This window comes from Sporosarcina sp. SAFN-010, assembly GCF_059415065.1.
Genome location: NZ_JBPFDS010000007.1, coordinates 146,653 through 166,898 on the forward strand (window position 1 = coordinate 146,653; position 20,246 = coordinate 166,898).

A 20,246-nucleotide genomic window follows, 5' to 3' on the forward strand; every position below is an offset into this window, starting at 1 on the left:
TCTCATATGGTTCTGAATAGTACCTGAATTGTATGGGGTCTAGGTACCGATTAACTAAGTAAATGAAAACACTTAGAATCATATAATAGTGAATAGATGTTTGGTGAAAAAATAATGAATACTTAAAAATGGAATATTTTCATACACATCGTATAGTGAAATATAATTGATAGGAGAATATTGTTTATGAGTAAAACACATATCGTGCAAGCTAATATTCCGACATTTGGTCTTTTAGACATTAGTTTTTTTGGTAAAAGCTATGAAGCTTGTGAACTTTATAATGTAACAAATGAATTTGACCGACAAAAAAACATGAAGCATCTGGGTTTGATATCAAGAGTTTTTGATAGTGTCATCCATTCTAGATATGATTATTTAATGCTTCAATGTATGCTGGTTGATATTTTTGATAAATTTCATAGTAGTGAATCAATATATAATGTCGGGAATTTAAAGTTGAAAGGAGAATCAGAATCTGGAAATGGAATATTAAAAGCATGGTTTATGTTATCTAATTTTGGTCATGCCAAAAACACTTTGGCAGATGAGAAAGCACTTCTTTATCATCTTGACGAAAACAAAGATAGTAGAAAGAAAATAATTGATCAAATAAAAGATAACTCTCTCAAAAGATACGCAAGAAAGATAATAGTAGATATGGAGTATTCTAAACTACATTATGTTATGGGGATTGCAAGAGTTTATAAAGAAATTTCTTCAACGAATTTAAAGAGAACACTAATTGAACTCTATAAGTTATTGTTATTGGAAGAAAATGAAATTGATTTCAAAGTAAACTTTTTAAGATTATTGGAACTTAGAAAAATATTTTCCACAATTAGAAAGTTGGCGATAATATCCATTGATAGCCATTATTCTCATACCCCTTTCTCATTGAATCTAGTTAGTATTACTTTGAATTTAAGAAGAAATAATACGGAAAGCATTGAATTTTTAAATTCAATATTAGGAGCTTTAAATAAAGATTTGTATCTAAATAGGGAAGTTTTATGTATACAACAATCATATGTTAAAAGTGCAAGGTATAACCTAGGAATGTCAGACTGTATAGATAAAATAATGTTGCAAGAAATTTTTACAGAAGGTCTGGTGAAAGAAGTAAAAGACAATTATAAAGTTTTGACACGAATAAAGTTAAAAAGGAATATGAATAATTTTGATAATCAATATAAATATTTGAAAGACCTAAAATATATCTTTAGAGAAAAAGAAATTTTAATTAACATTGATGATAATAAATATTTAGAAGAAACCTACATAGACTTTTGCGTTCCAAACAACATTACACGAAATGAATTAGTTGGCAATGTATATATAATTTTTAAAGTTATTGAAGATGTTTTAGGTGATATGCTTATAAATAATAATAGGGATAGGATAAAACTATTAGAAAAACTAGAAAATAATAATACAATTTCTTTAGAGGATAAGAATAAATTAAAAGGTATGGTTATGGAACCTGTAGCAGAAAAGTTTTATGGTTCTTATATGAGGGATGTTATAGGGATATTTGAGGATGTTTTTTGGGATATTGTAAAAATGTTTTTCAAACCAAATTTTAAAATTGTGGCTAACAAAAATAATCTGAATTACCATCACTTTGACGTTGTTTTCGAAGATGAAAAATTTGCTAATGTCTATGATACGCTAGAAAAAGCACTAGAAACAAATAATGACTTAGACCGTATACATGAATTAAATCATTTAAAATATGGTCTTAAAAGAAAATATGATGGTTTCAAATTATATTTAATAGAAAGAGCTACAATTTTTGATGCCACAAAACCATTAAGTCAAAGAGTAACAACTGATATAGATTCTTTGATTTTAAAAGTAAGTAAAAATGAATTAATAGTAGAGTTTAATGAATCTAAACATAAGAAAAAGGCAACGACTGAAGCAAAGAAAGATCTAAGAAAGAACTTCGTCCAAACTTTATCTAGTTTTTCTAAAGGGTATCAAATTAAAGGAGTTAAAGGGTATGGAGCAAAAATGTATATCAGAATTAACTCTTAAAAACAAATGACTGTGCAAGGAAAAGTCCAAAACTACTCTGATTAGTGCTCGAGTTTTGCAGTACACAGCGACCAATCATAGGTACTTCAAAAAAACCAAAAACCTCTGGCACCATAACCGGTTTGCAGAGGCTTTTACTGTTTTTACCGAAGATTGGTACTGCCAGTGCACTTATTAACAAATAATGTGAGCGTGTGCCGTTTGATTATGGGTTGGATTATAGTGCATTAAATCTTGGTGGACGGTCTGACTTGAAAACGTGCCTGTGTGAGAAATGATTACAACCAGTGAAATGTACCACCTGTGACACGGGTCAAGTAATTTACTAATGTGGGACAACATATGTACCAAGTAACATCAACCGTTTACCACTAGGTAAAAGATAATGATTCTAATACTCACAACTTTACATGGAGAGGCGGGTATAATAGCCTGCGCGGGGCAAGCCAGCTACTTGTTGCTGGCCTCATGGCTTGGAACTCATGCCCGTGGAGGCTCCGTGTCAAGTTGGTACAAATGTTTACCATCTACGATCCGAACTGTTGAAAATCATTTTATTCCCTAGTGTGACTAGGGTTCCAGCAAGGTTGGTACATACATTGTCATTTTGTGGTAAATTCTTTGACGTACCATGGTAAAAAAGTTGTCACGAGTGGTTAAATCGAGTGGTCGTAATCAAGAAACTATCATATTAGTTCAATCATGATAGTTTAATTATTCACGTCAGTGTTGTACGCAGGCAAGTCGAAATCAATTCCCAATTAGGTTCGAAAATTTGTGTTTATTTCTTATTCAAATTCACAAGGTCCGTATTTTTAAGTTTTGCAAAATTAACTGGACCTATAGTGTGAGTCATGATATATTTTCATTGAGGTGAGGAAATGAATATAGGATATGTTGAAAAATGTCTTAAAATGCCCCATGCATTAAAAGTTGGTTATTACTTCGTTGGTGATGAAAAATTATATGTAGCTATTCATGATAACGGTATGAGGTATTTTAATTATCATCAAAAAGAGTTGGTAGAAAAAAATACAGAGGGACTAAACATAGGGAACTTTATAGAACTGCCTAGAGCTATTGTTAATGAATCGAAATTTTATATAGGGGAAACCGTACTAACTGGAGCGGTATTAAGTGATGGTAGAAGAATAATTAAAGACACAAGTTTATTTACAGCTCTAGATAGAACGCGTAAAGGCGAAACCCGAGTGGAGGGATTTCCACCCATTATTGGTTCGAAATCCTTAGCTAATTTATTAACAACGATGTATCCACGGAATATTGAACAAGTAATGCCTTTTGAAGTTGCACAATTTAATGGGTCTACTGGCAAGTGGTATGATGCAAATACAATACCTATAATATGTGATTTATACATGGAAGCTGAAAAACAAGGTCTAATTACAAAAAATCAAGAACATGTTCTTGAAAAAGCGAAAGTTTTATTACGATCATTAGCTAAAGTAGGTATTACAGCTTTAATTGATGAAGCGACAAATTACCAAGACGTGCGCGGAAAAGACGAGCTTCAATTGTTATTAGAACAATTTATCGCAGAAGAATTAAGACCGTATTCAAAAGAGTTTAGAAGTGAATACTTTGAACAATTATTCAAACTGTATGGCGTTCCATATGATCCAACTACATCTAAGAGACCGCTATATTTCGCGAAATTCACGAGGAAATATGTTTATGACTTACTTCCTCCAAATGTTTGGGATGAAATTGATAAACAAAATCCATTAATATATGATGAAGAAAAAGATCGAAGTAAGAGGAAATTCCATATTCATCGCTTTTTATCTAAAGATCATGGAATTAGATATCTCAGAGAGCATCTTGAGAGCCTAATACCAGTGATGAAGTTATCTAAAGACATGGATGATTTTAAAGTGAATTTCCAAGAAGTGTATCGTGACAAAATTAAGAAGATTAGACAAATGCAAGATAGATATCAAATAACACTTGAGGATTTAGACAATCAAGAAGAGAAATAATATCCAGGTTAGTATTGTTTAGGTGTCTGTGTATGAAACAATCGTGAACGTTTAAACAAACATGAAAGTTTCAGGCACAGGCACTTTATACTAAGCGGTTCTTAATTAAATACGAACTCCACTACCTTACTTAATTTTAAATCAACCCTCTCGATTGTCAGAACAAATAGATTTCTTCTCTGTTTTTGGACACGTAAAGTTAGAAATACAGTATAGGGAGGGGATATCCTGAAGAATATCACATTAAATAATGGCATAGCTATACCAATCATTGGAAGTGGCACCAATACGTACGGGAAAGAAGGAAACGAGTATGTAGGTGCTTTAAGAGGAGACACGCAAGAAGTTGACTGGGCTATTGAAAATGGTTACCGTCATTTTGACTCTGCTCAAGTCTATAACAATGAAGAAGTACTTGGACAGGGGATTGCGAATTCTTCTCTGCCGCGTGAGAAATTCTTTATTACGACAAAGCTGAATACATTCGAAGGTTTTGCTGGTGCGGACTGGGCTCATGCTGAAATTGAAAAGAGTTTAGAGAAACTGCAAACAGATACAATCGATCTATTTCTTCTCCACAGACCTTGGGATAATCCTGATGAAATGCTGGAAGCGTGGAGGATTTTAGAAGACTATTATAAGCGAGGCGTGTTTAAGGCTATTGGCGTTTCGAACTTTAAAGAAGCTGACCTAGATATACTTCTTGAAAATGGCACTGTGCGACCCGCAGTAAATCAAATAAAATCTCAAATTGGTACTTGGAATGACACGTTAATAGCGTATAACAAAAAGAATACGATTGAAACTGTTGCCTGGTCGCCGCTCGGTGGTATCGATGAACAAGCTAAACAGATTTTAGAAGAGATTGGTAACCAGTATGGGAAAACATACGCACAAGTTGTGTTGCGGTACAGCATTGAGCGGAATGTGATCGTTATTCCTAAGTCCCATAATAAAGAGCGCCAAGCACAAAGTTTAGCGATCTTTGACTTTGAGCTTACTTCAAACGACCGTGAACGAATTAGCAAATTATAAGAGTTTCGTTACATTTGATGAAAAACACCACAGTGGCAACGCCAGCTGTGGGTTTTTCATATATATATGTTAGTGTCGAGCAAAGATATAAGTATTAACTGATTGTGTATGATACACTCCGGAGCAATTCTGAACAGTGTTCGAGTTGTGCGGTACACAAGCAACCCTTAAAAATGATACTGAAGCAGCTATTTACACTTCCAGCCCCGCAATACCAAATCCTCCAGGACCGGAATGCGTCGAGATCATCGCTCCAGCCTCAATCCACATACTATTCTCGAATCCTTGTTCCATCGCAATTTCATTGATCCGTTGTTTGATCGTCTCACTGAGTCCAATCGAATAAATGAAATAGATCTGCTGTCTATCGATGTTGTATTGCTGTAGATAATCATGAAACAGACTTACAGTGACCTTCTCCATCTTACCGCGGTATTTCCTAGTCGACATAAGCTTACCGTCCACTAATTCAATACACGGCTTGATTTTCAGCAACGCGCCGCCAAGATACGCCATATTGCTGACTCGTCCACCAGCCCGCAGAAAGTCCAGGCTGCCGGGAAGGAAGGCTAGTCGTGACTTCGGAACCTTAGCTTCAATCACCTCCACCAGACGTATAGGATCGATATCAGGTTCTTCTTCGAGCAAGGCAGCCGCATACATAACAACTGCAGTCAATCCGCCTGTGACGTTCAACGCATCCAGTAAATAAATATCCTTTATATCTTCCGCAGCCGTCAACGCATTCTGATAGGAAACAGACGCTTTTGATGTATAGCCTATATGAATGATGACGCTTTGAGGAAACTCCGTCCGGATGGTTTTGAAAAACTCCTGGTACTCATGCGTATTCGTAGCAGCAGTGGAAGGAATCTTCTTCGTGCGGTTATAGAAATCAAAGATATCTGCTACAGGCAGATGACCGTCCAAATAGTCTTTGCCGTCCATGATGACGTGCATCGGTACTACATGAATATTGTGCTTCTTCGCTAGAGATTCCGGCAAATCGGCACCGCTTTCGGTTGTTAGGATGATTCTTGCCATTATGTGTCGCCTCCAGTTTGTGTTGTGTGGATGAGTGTATGTAGTTTCACTATACAGGATATGTGGGTGCGGGAGGTTTGATTAATGAAAAATATGAAGTGTTCTCTCGAGTGTTAAATGCCGCTGTGTATGAAACATTCATGAATGCTTGAATAAACGCCAAAGTTTGTTACATTGACATCAAACAATTAGCTCGACGAGGTTATTAGGAGTATGGTTTCGCATTGCGGGCAGTGATATGATATAGACGCAGCGACATATAGCGGATGGGCGGTTGGCACTCCCTTGAGAAAGGGGGTGTTAGTATGGTGACATACGAAGCAATGAACATGTTATTCCAATTTGGGTTGTTCCTCGCAGCAATGGCAACAACCATTGTAGCGATGATTGCTTTATACACCAACAGAAAAAAGTAACCACCCACCGCTAACGACCAAGTAAGCAGGGTGATTACTTTTAACACCTATGTTCAACTGGCCACCCGCACTTCATGAGGGTGGCAGCTGTATTGACTGAGTGTTGACGCACTCAGTCCTTTTCAGTATAGCTTTAGTTTAGCACAAATATTCGGAAATAACACCTATCGCTCGTTATTGGGTTATACAATAGAGATGCAGGTATAAGAACTAATCACGAATGTTTGAAAAAACATAAAGATTCGTGCACATGCAGCGCTCACTCGAATCCTTCTTGGTATGCAAATTGGGGGTCAATTCGTGCAGATATGACACCCCGCGTCATACCAAGAGGGCTCATTGTGTTCAAGTCTCCAAAAAGCTTCTAACAGTAATGCTCCTTATTGTAATATATGTTAATAGGTGTATACTCCGTATCGGTTAACTGGGTATTTTGATTATATAAATATAAAACAAAATATAGGGAGTGGATCTGGTGAAAAAAGTGTCTATTCTTGTTTTACTATCACTATTTCTTTTTGGCTGTGGTGAATATTCACCATCTAAACATGATGTAGTCAATACACATGGAAACATAAAGAATCTTGATCTACTTGAAAAATTTACGGAAGATGTTTCTAATAATAAGGACAGTGAAGTTCGTGTGGTAAACTACACTGATGAAGGCGATCCAGTAATTCACGACCTGAAGTATTCTGATAAAAAGTTGAGTTCTAAAGTTGATACAAGATTCGATGAGTTCGGAGATCACGGAGTAATAGAGGATACATGTAAGAGTATTAAAATAATAGAAAAAAGCGATCATACGATTTATCAACTAAGAGGATGTGAAGTTTACAAAGAAGGAATTCCTGTAACTTCAATTCCAAGTGATTAATCCCGATAACTTCCATAATGAAAAGCAGCCTACTGTAACCGGTGGGTTGTTTCTTTTTTATCCAGGTAAAGGCATCTAAGAATGGGGGCTGGGCTGCCTTCTAAGTCTACTAAGGGATGTAAGTGGGGAGAGCTGTAAGTGCCTGTGTAAAAAACAATCATAAATGTTTAAACAAACATGAAAGTTCCGTGCACAGGCATTGCTCACTCCACTCGTACCAAAAACCCGTGAAAGTTGAATCTCGCAACTTTCAAACAGCCCCTTTCGTCAATTGTATGCTGACCATTACGACTAAAACTTCGCAGTCAAAAAAGCAGGAGAATCGATATGAAAAGATCCGAATATAAAGAACAACATAAAAAAACAATGAAAAAGAACCGCAGCCTGAAGAAAAAGATCATTCGTTTCGTGTGTGTCGGTGCTGTGCTTGCTGTCCTTTGTGTACTACTTGTACTGAATCTCTTCATCACATTCAGCGATGTCAGTAAACTCGAAGAACCCGCACCGCGATCGACGGTTATTTATGATCCGAACGGAGAAGTGATCAGCACGGTGTCGAATTCGAAAATAGAAGGTGTATCGATCGACCAGATTCCGGAAACGCTGGTGGAAGCTGTCATTTCCGTGGAAGATCAACGGTTCTACAAACATCACGGTATTAATTATTTGAGGATGGGGCGCGCATTACTGGAGAATGCGTCCAAAGGAAAAATCGTGTCGGGAGGCAGTACGATTACGCAACAGCTTGCGAAAAATGTGTTTTTGACGCAAGAGCGTACCTTCTCCCGTAAGTTCAAGGAGCTGATCCTTGCAAAGAAGATTGAACGCGAGTATTCGAAAGAGGAAATCATAGAACAGTACTTGAACCAAATCTATTTCGGCGACGGGGCATGGGGTGTCCAACGTGCGGCACAGACTTATTTCGGTAAAGATGTCAGCGAATTGACGTTAAGCGAATCTGCGACACTCGCAGGGATCATTAAAGCCCCGTCGAATTTATCGCCTACGAAAAATATGGAAAAGTCGGTGAAGCGGCGCAATCTGGTGTTGTCGCAGATGCTGCGTGAACAGTATGTGAGTCAGGAAGAATATGAGGAAGCGATTGGACAGAAGCTGGAACTCGCCGATTCAACAGTGCCGCATGATGAAGAGAACTATCCGTATTATATCGATCGTGTAGTAGACGAGGCGGTGAATAGGTATCAGTTGACAAAGGATCAAGTGCTGTCAGGCGGATTGCATATTACAACTGAAATCAATCCGGTCGTCCAGAATGCGCTCGAAGACGTGTATGCAGACAACAGAAATTTCCCGGAGAGCACGCCTGATCAGCTGTTGCAGAGTGCCTCTGTTTTCATTAATCCTAAAACTGGTGGAATTCTCGCGTTAGTCGGTGGAAGAGGAGAGTATACGCAGGGACGCTTCAACAATGCGACCGATCTCATCCGGCAGCCCGGATCTGCGCTAAAGCCGCTTGCCGTCTATACTCCGGCACTCGAGAACGGGTACCGTATGTCGGATTTGATTTTGGATGAACCCCTCGATATGGATGGGTACTCTCCGAAAAACTTTGACCAGCAATATAGAGGAGAAGTGACCATGTACGAGGCACTTGCGCAATCGTATAATATTCCTCCCGTCTGGCTGTTGGATCAGATCGGCGTCCAAGAGGGCGTGGATGCGGTGGAACGTTTTGGGATTTCATTGACAAAAAACGACCGTACGCTTGGATTGGCGCTTGGAGGGCTAGACAAAGGAACTTCTCCCTTACGGATGGCGCAAGCGTTTTCCGCGTTTGCGAATGATGGCGTGATGGAGGAAGCTCATGCGATTACAGAAATTAAAGATTCGGGAGGAAAAGTGCTTGGGAAGTGGCAGGGAGAGTCCGTGCAAGTGACGGATGCGGAAGTTGCCGAGCAAATGACTCATATGTTGCAAGGCGCTGTAGAAGAAGGAACTGGGAAAAAAGCACAGATTTCCGGTATGGACGTAGCGGGGAAGACGGGCACCACGCAGCTCCCATTTGAAGGGGTGGATGGTTCCAAAGATCACTGGTTCGTCGGCTATACACCTGACATTGCCGGTGCGGTCTGGCTCGGATATGATCAAACAGACGCCGACCATTATTTAACCTCTACCAGCAGTTTTACTGCACCGCCCATTTTCGCGCAGGTTGTGTCACAAACAGCCAGTGAATTATCTACGAAGACCTTTGATTTGTCGTTAATTAAAGATGATATAAAAGAGCTGGAGAAGCAGGAGAAAAAGACGAAGAAAGAAAGAGAAAAGAAAGAGAAGAAAAAGGAAAAGGACGGGAAGAGAAAAGAGTTTTGGGAGAGTATCGAAAAGTGGGGACAGAAGTGGTTTAACGATTAAAAAATGGCACCTGTGTGAGAAACTAATCTGACTATGAAGATTGTATGGAAAGGTTTGAGGAAGAGGATTCAAGGTTAGAGCAGATATAACATGAACTCTTTTAAACAGGAGTGTGATGAAAGGAGCTACTTGCATGGAAGAGGTTAGCAAAGGTTATTCTAAGCATTACTCAGATAAGAAATTTTGGGACAAAGTTGTGAAGTTTGGCAAAACAGCCGGAGTGAAAGTAACGTACACCGCCATGATTCTTTACTATACGATTCAAAAACCGTCAGTTCCGAAAAAAGCGAAAGGAATCGTTTATGGAGCATTGGGGTATTTTATTTTACCATTAGATATGATTCCAGATGTGATTCCAGTAGTCGGGTATGCCGATGATATTGGGATGCTTCTTGGAGCTATAGGAATGGTTTGGTGATAGTGTAATGGATGATGTTGTATCTGTAGATGAAGAAATTGAAAAGAAGAGTAAAAAACGAGAAGCGAAATCATAATGGTTTCCTGTGCACAGGAAAGAAAAGCGTCAACTCCACTTGTTGGGTGTTGGCGCTTTTCACATACTAAGCAAAAAGAGAAAGGAAGAGATTATGTCACCCTCCAACAATATGAAGTTACGAATTCAACAATACATAAACGACAACTACATTTCTGACATCATTTCGTATTCAATTCTAGAAGAGCAGCCCGACATACTCCAATCAGAAATATATATACAAGAAAACAAACGCAGCTTAGAAGATGTCTTCAACCAAGTGCATGAAACCTTTTCAGAACTGCTGCTGCGCACGATTGATGAAAAAGGATTGGTAGATAGCGAGGTATATAAGAAAGCCCATATTGATCGGAAGTTATTTTCTAAAATTCGCAACCATCCAGAGTATCGACCGAGCAAGGCGACTGTCGTTGCGTTCGCGCTCGCGTTGCAATTGGATTTGGATGAGACGCAGGATTTGTTATTGCGAGCGGGATTTGCGTTATCCCCTAGTAGTAAGTCTGATGTCATCATACAGTTTTTCATTACCGAAGGAATTCATGATATCTTCCAAGTCAATGAAGCGCTAATCGCTTTTGAGCAACCTGTACTGGGTGGATGAATTTGTCGCTTCGCAGGCGACCAAGTCGTTGCATCCAGATGCTATTCTCAATGTATAGAAACGTTGAGGAGGAGATTATGATGAGTAAAGGTCTAACAGAATTGGTTTTTATCCTAGATCGAAGTGGTTCAATGAGTGGGCTTGAACGGGATACGATTGGCGGGTATAACGGGATGCTTGAGAAGCAGAAGAAAGAAGAGGGTCACGCACGTGTGACGACGATTCTTTTTGACGATGCATATGAAGTGTTGCATGACCGAATCGATCTTCAGACAGTCCAAGCGATGACAAATGATGCGTATTATGTACGAGGGATGACGGCTCTGTTGGATGCGATAGGGAAAACGATTCTTCGAGTCAATCACACGTCTGATGAAGAACGTGCAGAGAATGTACTGTTTGTGATTACGACGGATGGATTGGAAAATGCGAGTCGTGAGTTCACGTACGATAAAATTCGAAAGCTGATTGATGTCCAAAAGAACGAGCATGGATGGGAATTCATTTTTCTTGGAGCGAATATCGATGCGATTGCAACAGCGAGTCAATTCGGTATTTCACAAAATCGTGCTGCGAATTTTCACGCGGATGGAGAAGGAACCGAATTGAATTATGACGTGATTAGTGAAACCATCAGTTCGTTTAGACTTCATAGTGAAATACAAGAAAGTTGGAAAGAACGAATCGAAGAAGATTTTACGACTAGAAGTTCTAAAAGATAAAAGAGGAGTAATTTATAATGGTTGCCAGTGTCCGACACAACTCCAGAGCGATTCAGTAAAGTGCTTAAGTTGCCTGGTGCTTATGCGGTAACTCGTAGCGAGTTAAAAAGAAGCGCTTCGTTAGATAACGATTTCTGATTCCCCATTAAAGGACAAGGACCTGGATCACACACAATAGATGAATCAATCAGAGAATATTTTTAAAACCTAAGAAAACCGGCTCTATAAATTCTATAGAGTCGGTTTTTAGGTTTTTAGTTTAGGTATCAGAACCATCCATTATTATATGAGTAAAAGAGGCTAATCATTCAAACTCTTCATATTCGTTCGGGTGCTGACCCTCTACTCTTCCTGCTTCGCCTTTATCCAAGGAATCAATTGTTTGGATATCTTCGTCACTTAATTCAAAGCCAAAGACATCAAGGTTTGCTTTTTGATGTTTGTATGACGATGATTTTACAATCGGTAAGACACCGTTTTGCAAGTTCCAGCGAATAATAATTTGCGCTGGCTCTCTGTTATATTTCTCAGCGATCGCTACAATGGTATCATTTGTTAACACATCATTTATTTCGCGCCCTAAAGGACTCCAGGCTTCTGTTAGGATACCTCGGCTTTTATTGTACTCAACCAGTTCGTTATTGTTGAAATACGGATGGCGCTCGATTTGATTCGTTGCAGGCGTAACACCTGTTTTTTCAATGATCCGCTCTAGGTGTTCCGGTAAAAAATTCGATACGCCGATCGTCTTGATCAGTCCGAATTTCTGCGCATCCACTAAAGCCTGCCACGCATCTTCATATTTACCTTGCTTCGGAAGTGGCCAATGAATCAAATATTTATCAAAGTAGTCAAGTCCGATACGGTACAGTGATTCTTGGATCATGAGAATCGCTTTGTCGTAATCATGTGAATGGCCAGGGAGTTTTGAGCTGATCATCAGTTCTTCTCTTGGGATAGATGACCGCCGAACCGCTTCTCCTACCATTCCTTCGTTGTTATAGTTCGTCGAGGTATCAATGAGTCTATATCCAGCTTCGATGGCTGATAAAACGGACGTTACTCCTTGTGCACCATTGATGTTCACCGTTCCGAAGCCAATTGATGGAAGGCTCGTACCGTCGTTTAATCGATGTGATTGTATAGTATTCATATTTATCATACTCCTTTTGCAATTATTTTATCTGACAGGTCTTTCTCTCATTTTCCCTTCAAGAGAGCTGCCAAACCTCCTTGAAAACTTTGCCTGTGCGCAGCATAATCAAGGTGATATTCAGAATTGTTTTGGAGATGACTTTACACAACCAAAGTTTTTAGGTAATCCACCTCACCGAGCATCCACCTGTCGTTTCTTCCATTTCCCCTTTAGCCTGCTATCATAATAAGCCCAGATAACAAATCCGTTGACTGCCAGCATTGAGCCATAGACGAGCATCTCCCAGGTGAGCAGGGCTTGAAAGGTGTCCTGAATGGAAGTGCCGCGGACAAAGACGTCATACGGATTAGTAGAATCATAGGAGATCGGCAATCGGTCACCGATGTCGTAATCTGCAAAGGTGTTCCGAGTCACATCTTTGATGACTTGTATGGTATTGCCGTCTTGGTCATCAAATGCGACCGTGAATTCGCGTATGGAATCTTCGTGTTTCCGGTAGGTGATGTATGAATACGTGTCGAAGATCGTAGCTTCCGTTTCTGTCTTTCCGAAAGGCATTACTTTCCTGAAGAGATTAAGGAGGAAGCGGGAGGCTAAGAACATGAAGAATAGGACGATGGCGCCGGCGATTCCCCAGCCGGTATCATGCTGTTTCTTATTCCTGTTCTTTTTGCGCTTTTTTCGTTTCTTTTTTACATAACGCTTGTATGCGGACTTCTGTTCCGCCTGCTCAATCGCAGGAATGGAAAGAATAGTAGCGACCAGGCAGCAGAAAGCTAAGAATCCGAGTACGCCGATGCCCGCCAGATAAAACATGCTGTCCATAAGGATATCCCGGCTCGTTGAAAAACCCGTCGGACCGTTCGCATAGCCCTCTATTTCATCCCCCCGAGTAAGTTCTTCCGCCTGTTTTTTTGAGATGCGGTACAGTTCTTCAGATGGTGTACCGTCGGGCTGCTCGATTTTCACATTGTAAGCAGGAGGTCTGAACAGACTTTTTGTACCGACTATGCTCGCGACTGTTTCTGACTTCGGCTCTGTGGACATTAAGTCATACTCTTCTAAGTATGATGATGTAAGACCCCACGTCAGCAGACCGAAAAAAATCGTAATGGCCGCCATTCCTATTAGTTCCTTGAACGTTTCCATTTGTGACACCCCTGTAGTTTCATTGGTTCTATCATAGCGAAAAGATCAATGAAAGAACAAGAGATATCGGAAACAGGATAATTTTAATCTGGAAATTTAAATGACAGGAACAGCGGGTATGACGGTGGAATTGCTGTACGATGGTCATAATTTAAAGTGCAGCGACGACTAATTGAAACACATGCGGTTTGCGATGGCACCGAAAACATCAATGCAGAAGCATGATTTACATGAACCTTATACTTAACCCTCGTACTCAATCGATTTCACTAAAATTGGGACTTCAATTTCTTTTTGTTCCGATACAATTCGGAAGGATGTTAACTTGGAAGATAGTTTTTTTTCAATCGCAATTACGAAGTTTCTTGGTGACAGATCTGCTGTACACACATCATCCAACGGTTCAAAAGTAATCAATAACTGACTCTCTTCTATGTTGGTCTTGAGGGAATCGAGGATATAGGGACAACTGCTGGATTCAGTCATTCCGACAAACAAAACGTCGTTCGCCTTAAAATCTATTTCTGGAATTGAACCTTCAAGTTGAAACTCTTTCCAAGAATCTTCGTACACATCTTGTGTTTTAACAAGCTCAGTTTGAATCCCCTTTGGTACAGATTGATTGCTAATGCTTTCAAAATTGCTCGGCAATGTCTTTTCAGAAGCAACCAGTTGAGCCTGTATCGACTCAGTTTCTTCCGTATTGCTTTTATCAGAAGTACAGCCCGCCATTACAAAGACAATACTCATCATGAAAAACACAGTCAGCCTATTCATATGCTCCCACCTTTGCCAACTAGACGAACAAACAACTGGAAAGTTACACGAATCAATTTGAGTCTCTGTCCACGTAAATATCAAGGAAGTGTAAACACACACGATTTTGACATGCAGACTGCCATCATGTGGAGGGAATTGACCATCCTATGAATACGGCAGGTTTCATTTCTAAAGAGTCTTGACGAACGATTCAATCAATATTAAGCTGATTGAAGAGTCAGATGCTGGAAAATCAGGTGAGCGGTATGAAGAAGAAGTGTTCTAGTTTATTGACCTTCGCTATTTTAACTACATACCAGCCGTGTCTTTTGGCGGGAAGAACTCGATAGAATTGATTCCATTCTTTTTCTCTTAACGTTCAATGAAATAAACCTGAATAATAAAGGTGCATATTAGATAAGAAGTGGAAGTGGGGATGAGTTTGAGGAAAAGTTATATAGTTGCTGTGCTCCTAGCGGCGGTCATCTTTATTTCTGTGCTAGTCATCGATAGTGGTCACGAACCGAATCCTGATCCTGAAAGAACGATCGAACATGAGGCGCCATCGGGTCCAGGCGTGGTATCTGACTATATAGATTCACCGACTTTGACGGACCACCAAGTTGCACTGAACGATCTTTACGTGAAGATCCCTTACCAAAAAAGAGACATCGTACTAACAAAAAGAACAACGGACAAATACATCATTGTGGACATCACTTCTCAAGATACCGGCGAGTTATTATACACATATGGTGAGACAGTGGCACATGGGAAAGAGAAATTGGTATTCAGAGAGGTTCCGACGAAAGAGGGAAAGGTTCGCCTACAGATGGTCGTGGATATTGATTCTGAGGCTGGATTGATTAGAAAAGTCGTGGAAACAAAAGTGGTGTATGACCCGAAACCTGAGAATGTTGAAAATGAAATGATTTCTTCTGGCTCGCGGTCTGGAGAGTTTCCAGCTGAGAATGTTGAAGTCTTGGCGAGTCTCTATTTGAATTGGAGGAACGAAAGTCAGGATTTGTATGAAGGTTATGAAATTGGCGTAATTGAAAAATAAGCGATTCATAGACTAAGAGAACAGGCAGCCCAAAGTAGTCTTATCAAAAAAGTAGTATGTGCAAATCTTTAATTAATGGTGTTTTTTGGTAAATCCAACGAGCCTAATAGTTGCAAAATTGCGCTCCGTTTTAACGAAAATTCAGAACCTATTTTAAACCTAAGCGTCTAACTAAGAAAGTGATGGATAATAGGGAAGTGGGCGAGGTAAGAGATGAGCGTGACAATAATGATTGGCGCAGCAGGAATTCTACTGATGCTGATTTTGCTATTAATCGGGGTTCTCAGCAAAAACAAGGCGCTGGGCCGGCCGTCAAATTTCGGATTAGGAATCTTACTGCTGCAGGTGGGGCTCCTTGTATTGTTCTTTTCAGGCGTACTAGACAAGTTCAACAATCTACTTATTGATATTGTCTGGTGGGTGAGTATTCTCGCTGGCTTGGTGTTTGGAATCCATGAATTCAGACGGAATATCGCGGTCTCACTGCTCTTGCTCCTGCTGACTGTTGTATTCATGATGATCATGGTGCTGATGCTGCTGATCGGTTCTATGTAACTACGTTTTTGTGTGAGAAACTTTCACTGTGAAATAACCTATCTGAATAAGGAACAGCTCAAGAAAAATTCATTTATGCAGATGCAGTACTATTATGCAAGCAGGAGTATTCTGGAAAAAACTAAGGAAACACCCAACAGCTAATATAGAAAGGGATGGCTTTGCCAATGGCCTTACTGACAAAGGATACACAATACATACGAAGTCTTTATTTGAAGAGAGACCAAATCCAGTCCTTTGCGCGCTATCCGCTCAATCTGCCTTTCATCCACGGCTTGCAAGAGTTGGCATTCCATCCGAATGTCACATATATCATCGGGGAAAATGGGATGGGAAAGTCCACGCTGCTGGAGGCGATTGCAATCAGCCTTGGGTTTAATCCGGAAGGGGGCACGCGGAATTTCAATTTTTCGAGCTATGACTCACATTCCGATCTGGATAAGTATCTTCGAATCGTCAAAGGCGTTCATCGGGCGAATGATTCGTTTTTCTTTCGTGCGGAAACATTTTACAATGTCGCCACCCACATAGAAGAACTGGATTCAGAACCTTTGGGAGGACGAAGAATCATTGATTCCTTTGGTGGCAAGTCTCTTCATGAGCAATCACATGGGGAATCATTTTTCGCGGCGTTCATCGAGCGTTTCCAGGGGAACGGTCTGTACATATTGGACGAGCCGGAAGCAGCATTGTCGCCAACCCGGCAGCTCGCGATGCTTTCAAGAATCCATGAGCTCGTGACAGAAGGTTCACAGTTCATCATCTCCACTCATTCGCCGATCCTGATGGCGTATCCAACAGCTTTTATCTATCAGTTGGAAAACGAAGGGATGAGGGAAGTCGAATTGGAAGACACCCCACACTTTTCGATCATGAATCAGTTTTTCAGCGACCGGGACCGGCTGCTCCATCATCTATTCAAGCGATGAAAGACAAAATCTACATGTGGATCAATTTTAAAATAGAGAAAAATTGGTGGGCGAAAAAATCATGAATGTTTAAACAAACATGAAAGTTTCTTGCACAGTCACCGTGAAAATTAAGCCACTTGCTGCCCTCTGGCAAGTGGCTCTTTGCCATTTAGGGGAAAAGTGGGAAAAAAGAATGCACTACAGTTTACCAATGAGGTATGATGAAATGACAGATAGTTCATACAATAATATGAATCTAATAACCTGACTTTAAGAATAAATAATAACTATAAACCTGCTATGGTGAAGTGTGACTTGCTCATCCACAGCCAAATCCGCGCTTGCTTAGCTGATAAATTGAGTTTGAAACCATCTGAAAACTTCAGGAGGATTGATGGGATGACGAAGAAGTGGTTACTGGCTATGATTTTGTCTATGCTTTCACTGAGCGCGGGCTGTTCAGTCTGGGATGGGATCCGGGGATGTCCGGATGGTCAAATTGATTGGGCGGATGTCCTCATGATAAACGACATTAAATATGGCAGTGACATGATTAATAAAGAGACTACTCTTCCCGAAACAGGAGATAGGCTTGGTAAGGTAACGTATATGCTAGATGGTCATGCATGCTCTAGCCATAAACTGAAAAATGGAGAGGCAACGTATGTGTCGGTAGGGACGCCTGTGTATGAAGTAATAGGCTACAAACCGGAATTTCGTGTTTTCGCGGATGGGCGTGTGTTTCAAGTGATCGACAATCCGAATGCAGAAACGCTCGGGGACCTTGCCGACATACGAGGGAAAGTGACCAAAATCAGCATCCGAAGTGATGAAGATGATACCCTACTGGGTGAACTAGAAACTAGACAGACTGAGGAGTTTCTTAAAGAATACCTAGCGCTTGCTTATAAAGGAGAAATAACCCCGGAAAACGAAAGTGATAGGGACAACAGGGTCTTTATATACTTCCATCTGGAGGACGGATCCACTTTCCATACAATCTACATGATAGACGAAAATATAATTGGTTATGAAGGACATGGCAACGAGAAAATGAAGAGGATAATTGAATCAGCCGTTAAGGAGTGACGGCGTGCGCGGGATATAAAGAGTGCAAAATGAGAGGTGGACAGAGATGAAATCGAAATGGAAAGTTATTACCCTTTTGGCATTGGTTTTCGTTATCACTGCCTGTTCAGGACAGTCTGCAGAAAAGGATAAAGGACGACTCGTCCGGATTGACGTGCAACAGGTTGATGAGCATGGCAAAAAAGGAGAAGAAAAGATACTTGTGGAACACGATGACTTGGAAGCGGCACAAAAAGCATTCGTTAATACGGAGTGGCAGTCAAATACCAAAGCGGACATGGCACGGCCAGAAGACGTTCTGGCAACTTTCTTCTATGAGAAAGACAAAAACATGCCTGAGTCACTTGTCCAATATCGGATCTGGTTCGAAGAAGACGACTCTGCAACTATCATCAGCAACAAGGAAGATGAAAGCTATGGCAGGATGAATCCTGAAAACGCTCAGGTCCTGAAAAACCTGTTCATTAAAAATTAACTGTAAAGTTGCAGGAACCGGTAAGGAAAAAAACAAACCAAAAATTATATTGTCGCTATGCACGACGCAACTCGGGGACGGCTCTGAATAGTGTTCAAGTTGTGCGGTGCACAGGCAGTGGAAACTGTAGCACTTTGCCCAGCTGCTCCCGGTACAAAACTTGGAGCAACTGGGCATTTTTCTATTTGCATTCCTATCCGCCATACACGACCAATGAAATAATTTTCTAAACTAGCGTTACCAAATACAAAATATAGTGTCTAAGTATATAGAAGAGAGGTGAAATGATGTCCGCAGAACAATGGTTTGAGGATTATGCCAGTGCTGTGTACAGCTATATCTTCATGCAAGTGCGGAACCGGCACACAGCAGAAGAACTGACACAGGAAACGTTCGTGAAAGTCGTGGAAAAGGCGCATCAGTTCGACGGTCGTGCCGCGGTGAAGACATGGATTTTCCGAATCGCCTACACGACAACATTGAACCACTTCAGAAAAAAACATCCTCTGACTCACTTTTTCGATAAGGACTTCCATGTGTTCGGTAGCCACCCGTCCTCCGAAGAAATGGCCGAACTCAACGCGCAGGAGACCGAATTTTATGAAGCGCTCCACTGCCTTAATAAGAATCAGAAGCAAGTCATCCTACTACGGCATATCCAGGGGTTCTCCACGAAAGATACAGCCGAAATACTTGGGAGCTCTGAAGGTAAAGTGAAGATGAGACTGAAACGCGCACTGGACGCATTCAAAAAAGAACTCGAGAAAGGAGGCATGTCTCATGAAATCCTATACCGACGATGAACTGACTCAAAAACTCGGTTCCCTTAGCGAGTCGTTTCAGCCCACAGGGGAACAAAAAAGGACCATGCATCAATCGGTCTTCCACAGCAAAAGTGTACCGCATAGGTATCGAAAGTTTCATTGGAAGCCTGCGATTATTTCTATACTATTGCTTATTACAATAGCATTCACCGTGACAATCCTGATCAGCAAACCGAATTCGCTTAGTTCCGGATTTTTCGCTAAAGATGTAACGGCTTCTTGGGAAGGCACCATTATGAAACAGCAGGATTCGTTTGAAGTGACAAATTACTATATTGCTTTCGATGGGAAAACAATGTACATTCAAAACAATTTTATGGGAGATTCCTTCATGGGAACAGAACAGAGTGAATCGGAAATCAGGGCAGCATCTGAGAACTATCAAGCAAAGCTGGCCAAAATGAAGCTGCAAGAGGGCGACTATAAAAACTATACCGTTAAAAAGAAAAAAGATCTGTATACCATCACCGTACCCGGCGAAAATAACTTCTCTTACACATTGGAGAAAACCGCCCCACGACAATATGTAGGGGAAGACGGAATTCGTTACAGCGTGAACAACTACATCGACTAAATCGTAGCAAAACCAAAAATCACCAACTGAAATGTTTGGATGCCTGTTCGCAAAACAATCATGAATGTTTACACAAACACGAAAGTT

General features: G+C 40.5%; 20 protein-coding genes. 16 read left to right on the forward strand and 4 right to left on the reverse strand.

Annotation, left to right across the window (positions count from 1 at the left end):
• Window positions 1-186 precede the first annotated feature (186 nt).
• From ACR65F_RS10060 to ACR65F_RS10070, 3 genes are all read left to right on the forward strand, one after another.
• A complete protein-coding gene (locus ACR65F_RS10060; protein WP_440504326.1) occupies window positions 187-2,040 on the forward strand; it encodes a hypothetical protein in 1,854 nt (617 codons plus the stop codon).
• A gap of 881 nt (window positions 2,041-2,921) precedes the next feature.
• On the forward strand, window positions 2,922-4,040 hold the full coding sequence (locus tag ACR65F_RS10065; protein ID WP_440504327.1) for a P63C domain-containing protein: 1,119 nt from the start codon (window positions 2,922-2,924) through the stop codon (window positions 4,038-4,040).
• A 270-nt stretch (window positions 4,041-4,310) separates the two neighbouring features.
• A complete protein-coding gene (locus ACR65F_RS10070) occupies window positions 4,311-5,075 on the forward strand; it encodes an aldo/keto reductase family protein (RefSeq protein ID WP_440504361.1) in 765 nt (254 codons plus the stop codon).
• Between the two features lie 192 nt (window positions 5,076-5,267).
• Here ACR65F_RS10070 and ACR65F_RS10075 read toward each other — a convergent pair whose 3' ends face one another.
• Entirely contained in the window at window positions 5,268-6,119 is an 852-nt protein-coding gene (locus ACR65F_RS10075; protein ID WP_440504328.1) for a DegV family protein, read from the reverse strand.
• A 305-nt stretch (window positions 6,120-6,424) separates the two neighbouring features.
• Here ACR65F_RS10075 and ACR65F_RS10080 point away from each other — a divergent pair, with 305 nt between their 5' ends.
• The 6 genes from ACR65F_RS10080 to ACR65F_RS10105 all read left to right on the forward strand — a co-directional run bounded on the left by ACR65F_RS10080 (window position 6,425) and on the right by ACR65F_RS10105 (window position 11,604).
• Complete coding sequence (locus ACR65F_RS10080) at window positions 6,425-6,535, forward strand: putative holin-like toxin (protein WP_440504329.1); 111 nt, start codon at window positions 6,425-6,427, stop codon at window positions 6,533-6,535.
• A gap of 475 nt (window positions 6,536-7,010) precedes the next feature.
• Window positions 7,011-7,412, forward strand: a complete 402-nt coding sequence (locus ACR65F_RS10085) for a DUF4362 domain-containing protein (protein ID WP_440504330.1) — start codon at window positions 7,011-7,013, stop codon at window positions 7,410-7,412.
• Window positions 7,413-7,739: 327 nt separating this feature from the next.
• Window positions 7,740-9,788, forward strand: a complete 2,049-nt coding sequence (locus ACR65F_RS10090) for a transglycosylase domain-containing protein (RefSeq protein ID WP_440504331.1) — start codon at window positions 7,740-7,742, stop codon at window positions 9,786-9,788.
• Between the two features lie 133 nt (window positions 9,789-9,921).
• Complete coding sequence (locus ACR65F_RS10095; RefSeq protein WP_440504332.1) at window positions 9,922-10,206, forward strand: YkvA family protein; 285 nt, start codon at window positions 9,922-9,924, stop codon at window positions 10,204-10,206.
• A 169-nt stretch (window positions 10,207-10,375) separates the two neighbouring features.
• Complete coding sequence (locus tag ACR65F_RS10100; protein ID WP_440504333.1) at window positions 10,376-10,882, forward strand: hypothetical protein; 507 nt, start codon at window positions 10,376-10,378, stop codon at window positions 10,880-10,882.
• Window positions 10,883-10,959: 77 nt separating this feature from the next.
• Entirely contained in the window at window positions 10,960-11,604 is a 645-nt protein-coding gene (locus ACR65F_RS10105) for a vWA domain-containing protein (protein WP_440504334.1), read from the forward strand.
• 304 nt (window positions 11,605-11,908) lie between these two features.
• Here ACR65F_RS10105 and ACR65F_RS10110 read toward each other — a convergent pair whose 3' ends face one another.
• The 3 genes from ACR65F_RS10110 to ACR65F_RS10120 form a co-directional block, all read right to left on the reverse strand.
• A complete protein-coding gene (locus tag ACR65F_RS10110) occupies window positions 11,909-12,757 on the reverse strand; it encodes an aldo/keto reductase (RefSeq protein ID WP_440504335.1) in 849 nt (282 codons plus the stop codon).
• Between the two features lie 174 nt (window positions 12,758-12,931).
• Window positions 12,932-13,918: a hypothetical protein gene (locus ACR65F_RS10115; RefSeq protein ID WP_440504336.1), complete on the reverse strand. Its 987-nt coding sequence runs from the start codon at window positions 13,916-13,918 to the stop codon at window positions 12,932-12,934.
• Between the two features lie 234 nt (window positions 13,919-14,152).
• Window positions 14,153-14,686, reverse strand: coding sequence for a hypothetical protein (locus ACR65F_RS10120; RefSeq protein ID WP_440504337.1), 534 nt, complete (start codon window positions 14,684-14,686; stop codon window positions 14,153-14,155).
• A 418-nt stretch (window positions 14,687-15,104) separates the two neighbouring features.
• On the opposite strand from ACR65F_RS10120, the gene ACR65F_RS10125 reads away from it, so the two are divergent.
• From ACR65F_RS10125 to ACR65F_RS10155, 7 genes are all read left to right on the forward strand, one after another.
• Window positions 15,105-15,731: a hypothetical protein gene (locus ACR65F_RS10125; RefSeq protein ID WP_440504338.1), complete on the forward strand. Its 627-nt coding sequence runs from the start codon at window positions 15,105-15,107 to the stop codon at window positions 15,729-15,731.
• Window positions 15,732-15,959: 228 nt separating this feature from the next.
• The gene (locus ACR65F_RS10130) at window positions 15,960-16,286 is read left to right on the forward strand and encodes a hypothetical protein (protein ID WP_440504339.1); all 327 of its coding nucleotides are present in this window, start codon (window positions 15,960-15,962) and stop codon (window positions 16,284-16,286) included.
• A 167-nt stretch (window positions 16,287-16,453) separates the two neighbouring features.
• Window positions 16,454-17,215: an AAA family ATPase gene (locus tag ACR65F_RS10135; RefSeq protein WP_440504340.1), complete on the forward strand. Its 762-nt coding sequence runs from the start codon at window positions 16,454-16,456 to the stop codon at window positions 17,213-17,215.
• Window positions 17,216-17,596: 381 nt separating this feature from the next.
• The gene (locus tag ACR65F_RS10140; protein WP_440504341.1) at window positions 17,597-18,286 is read left to right on the forward strand and encodes a hypothetical protein; all 690 of its coding nucleotides are present in this window, start codon (window positions 17,597-17,599) and stop codon (window positions 18,284-18,286) included.
• A gap of 46 nt (window positions 18,287-18,332) precedes the next feature.
• Complete coding sequence (locus ACR65F_RS10145) at window positions 18,333-18,761, forward strand: hypothetical protein (RefSeq protein ID WP_440504342.1); 429 nt, start codon at window positions 18,333-18,335, stop codon at window positions 18,759-18,761.
• A 284-nt stretch (window positions 18,762-19,045) separates the two neighbouring features.
• On the forward strand, window positions 19,046-19,564 hold the full coding sequence (locus ACR65F_RS10150; protein WP_440504343.1) for an RNA polymerase sigma factor: 519 nt from the start codon (window positions 19,046-19,048) through the stop codon (window positions 19,562-19,564).
• Window positions 19,542-20,159, forward strand: a complete 618-nt coding sequence (locus tag ACR65F_RS10155) for a hypothetical protein (protein WP_440504344.1) — start codon at window positions 19,542-19,544, stop codon at window positions 20,157-20,159. The genes ACR65F_RS10150 and ACR65F_RS10155 overlap by 23 nt, the downstream gene beginning before the upstream one ends.
• The last annotated feature ends 87 nt before the right edge of the window (window positions 20,160-20,246 follow it).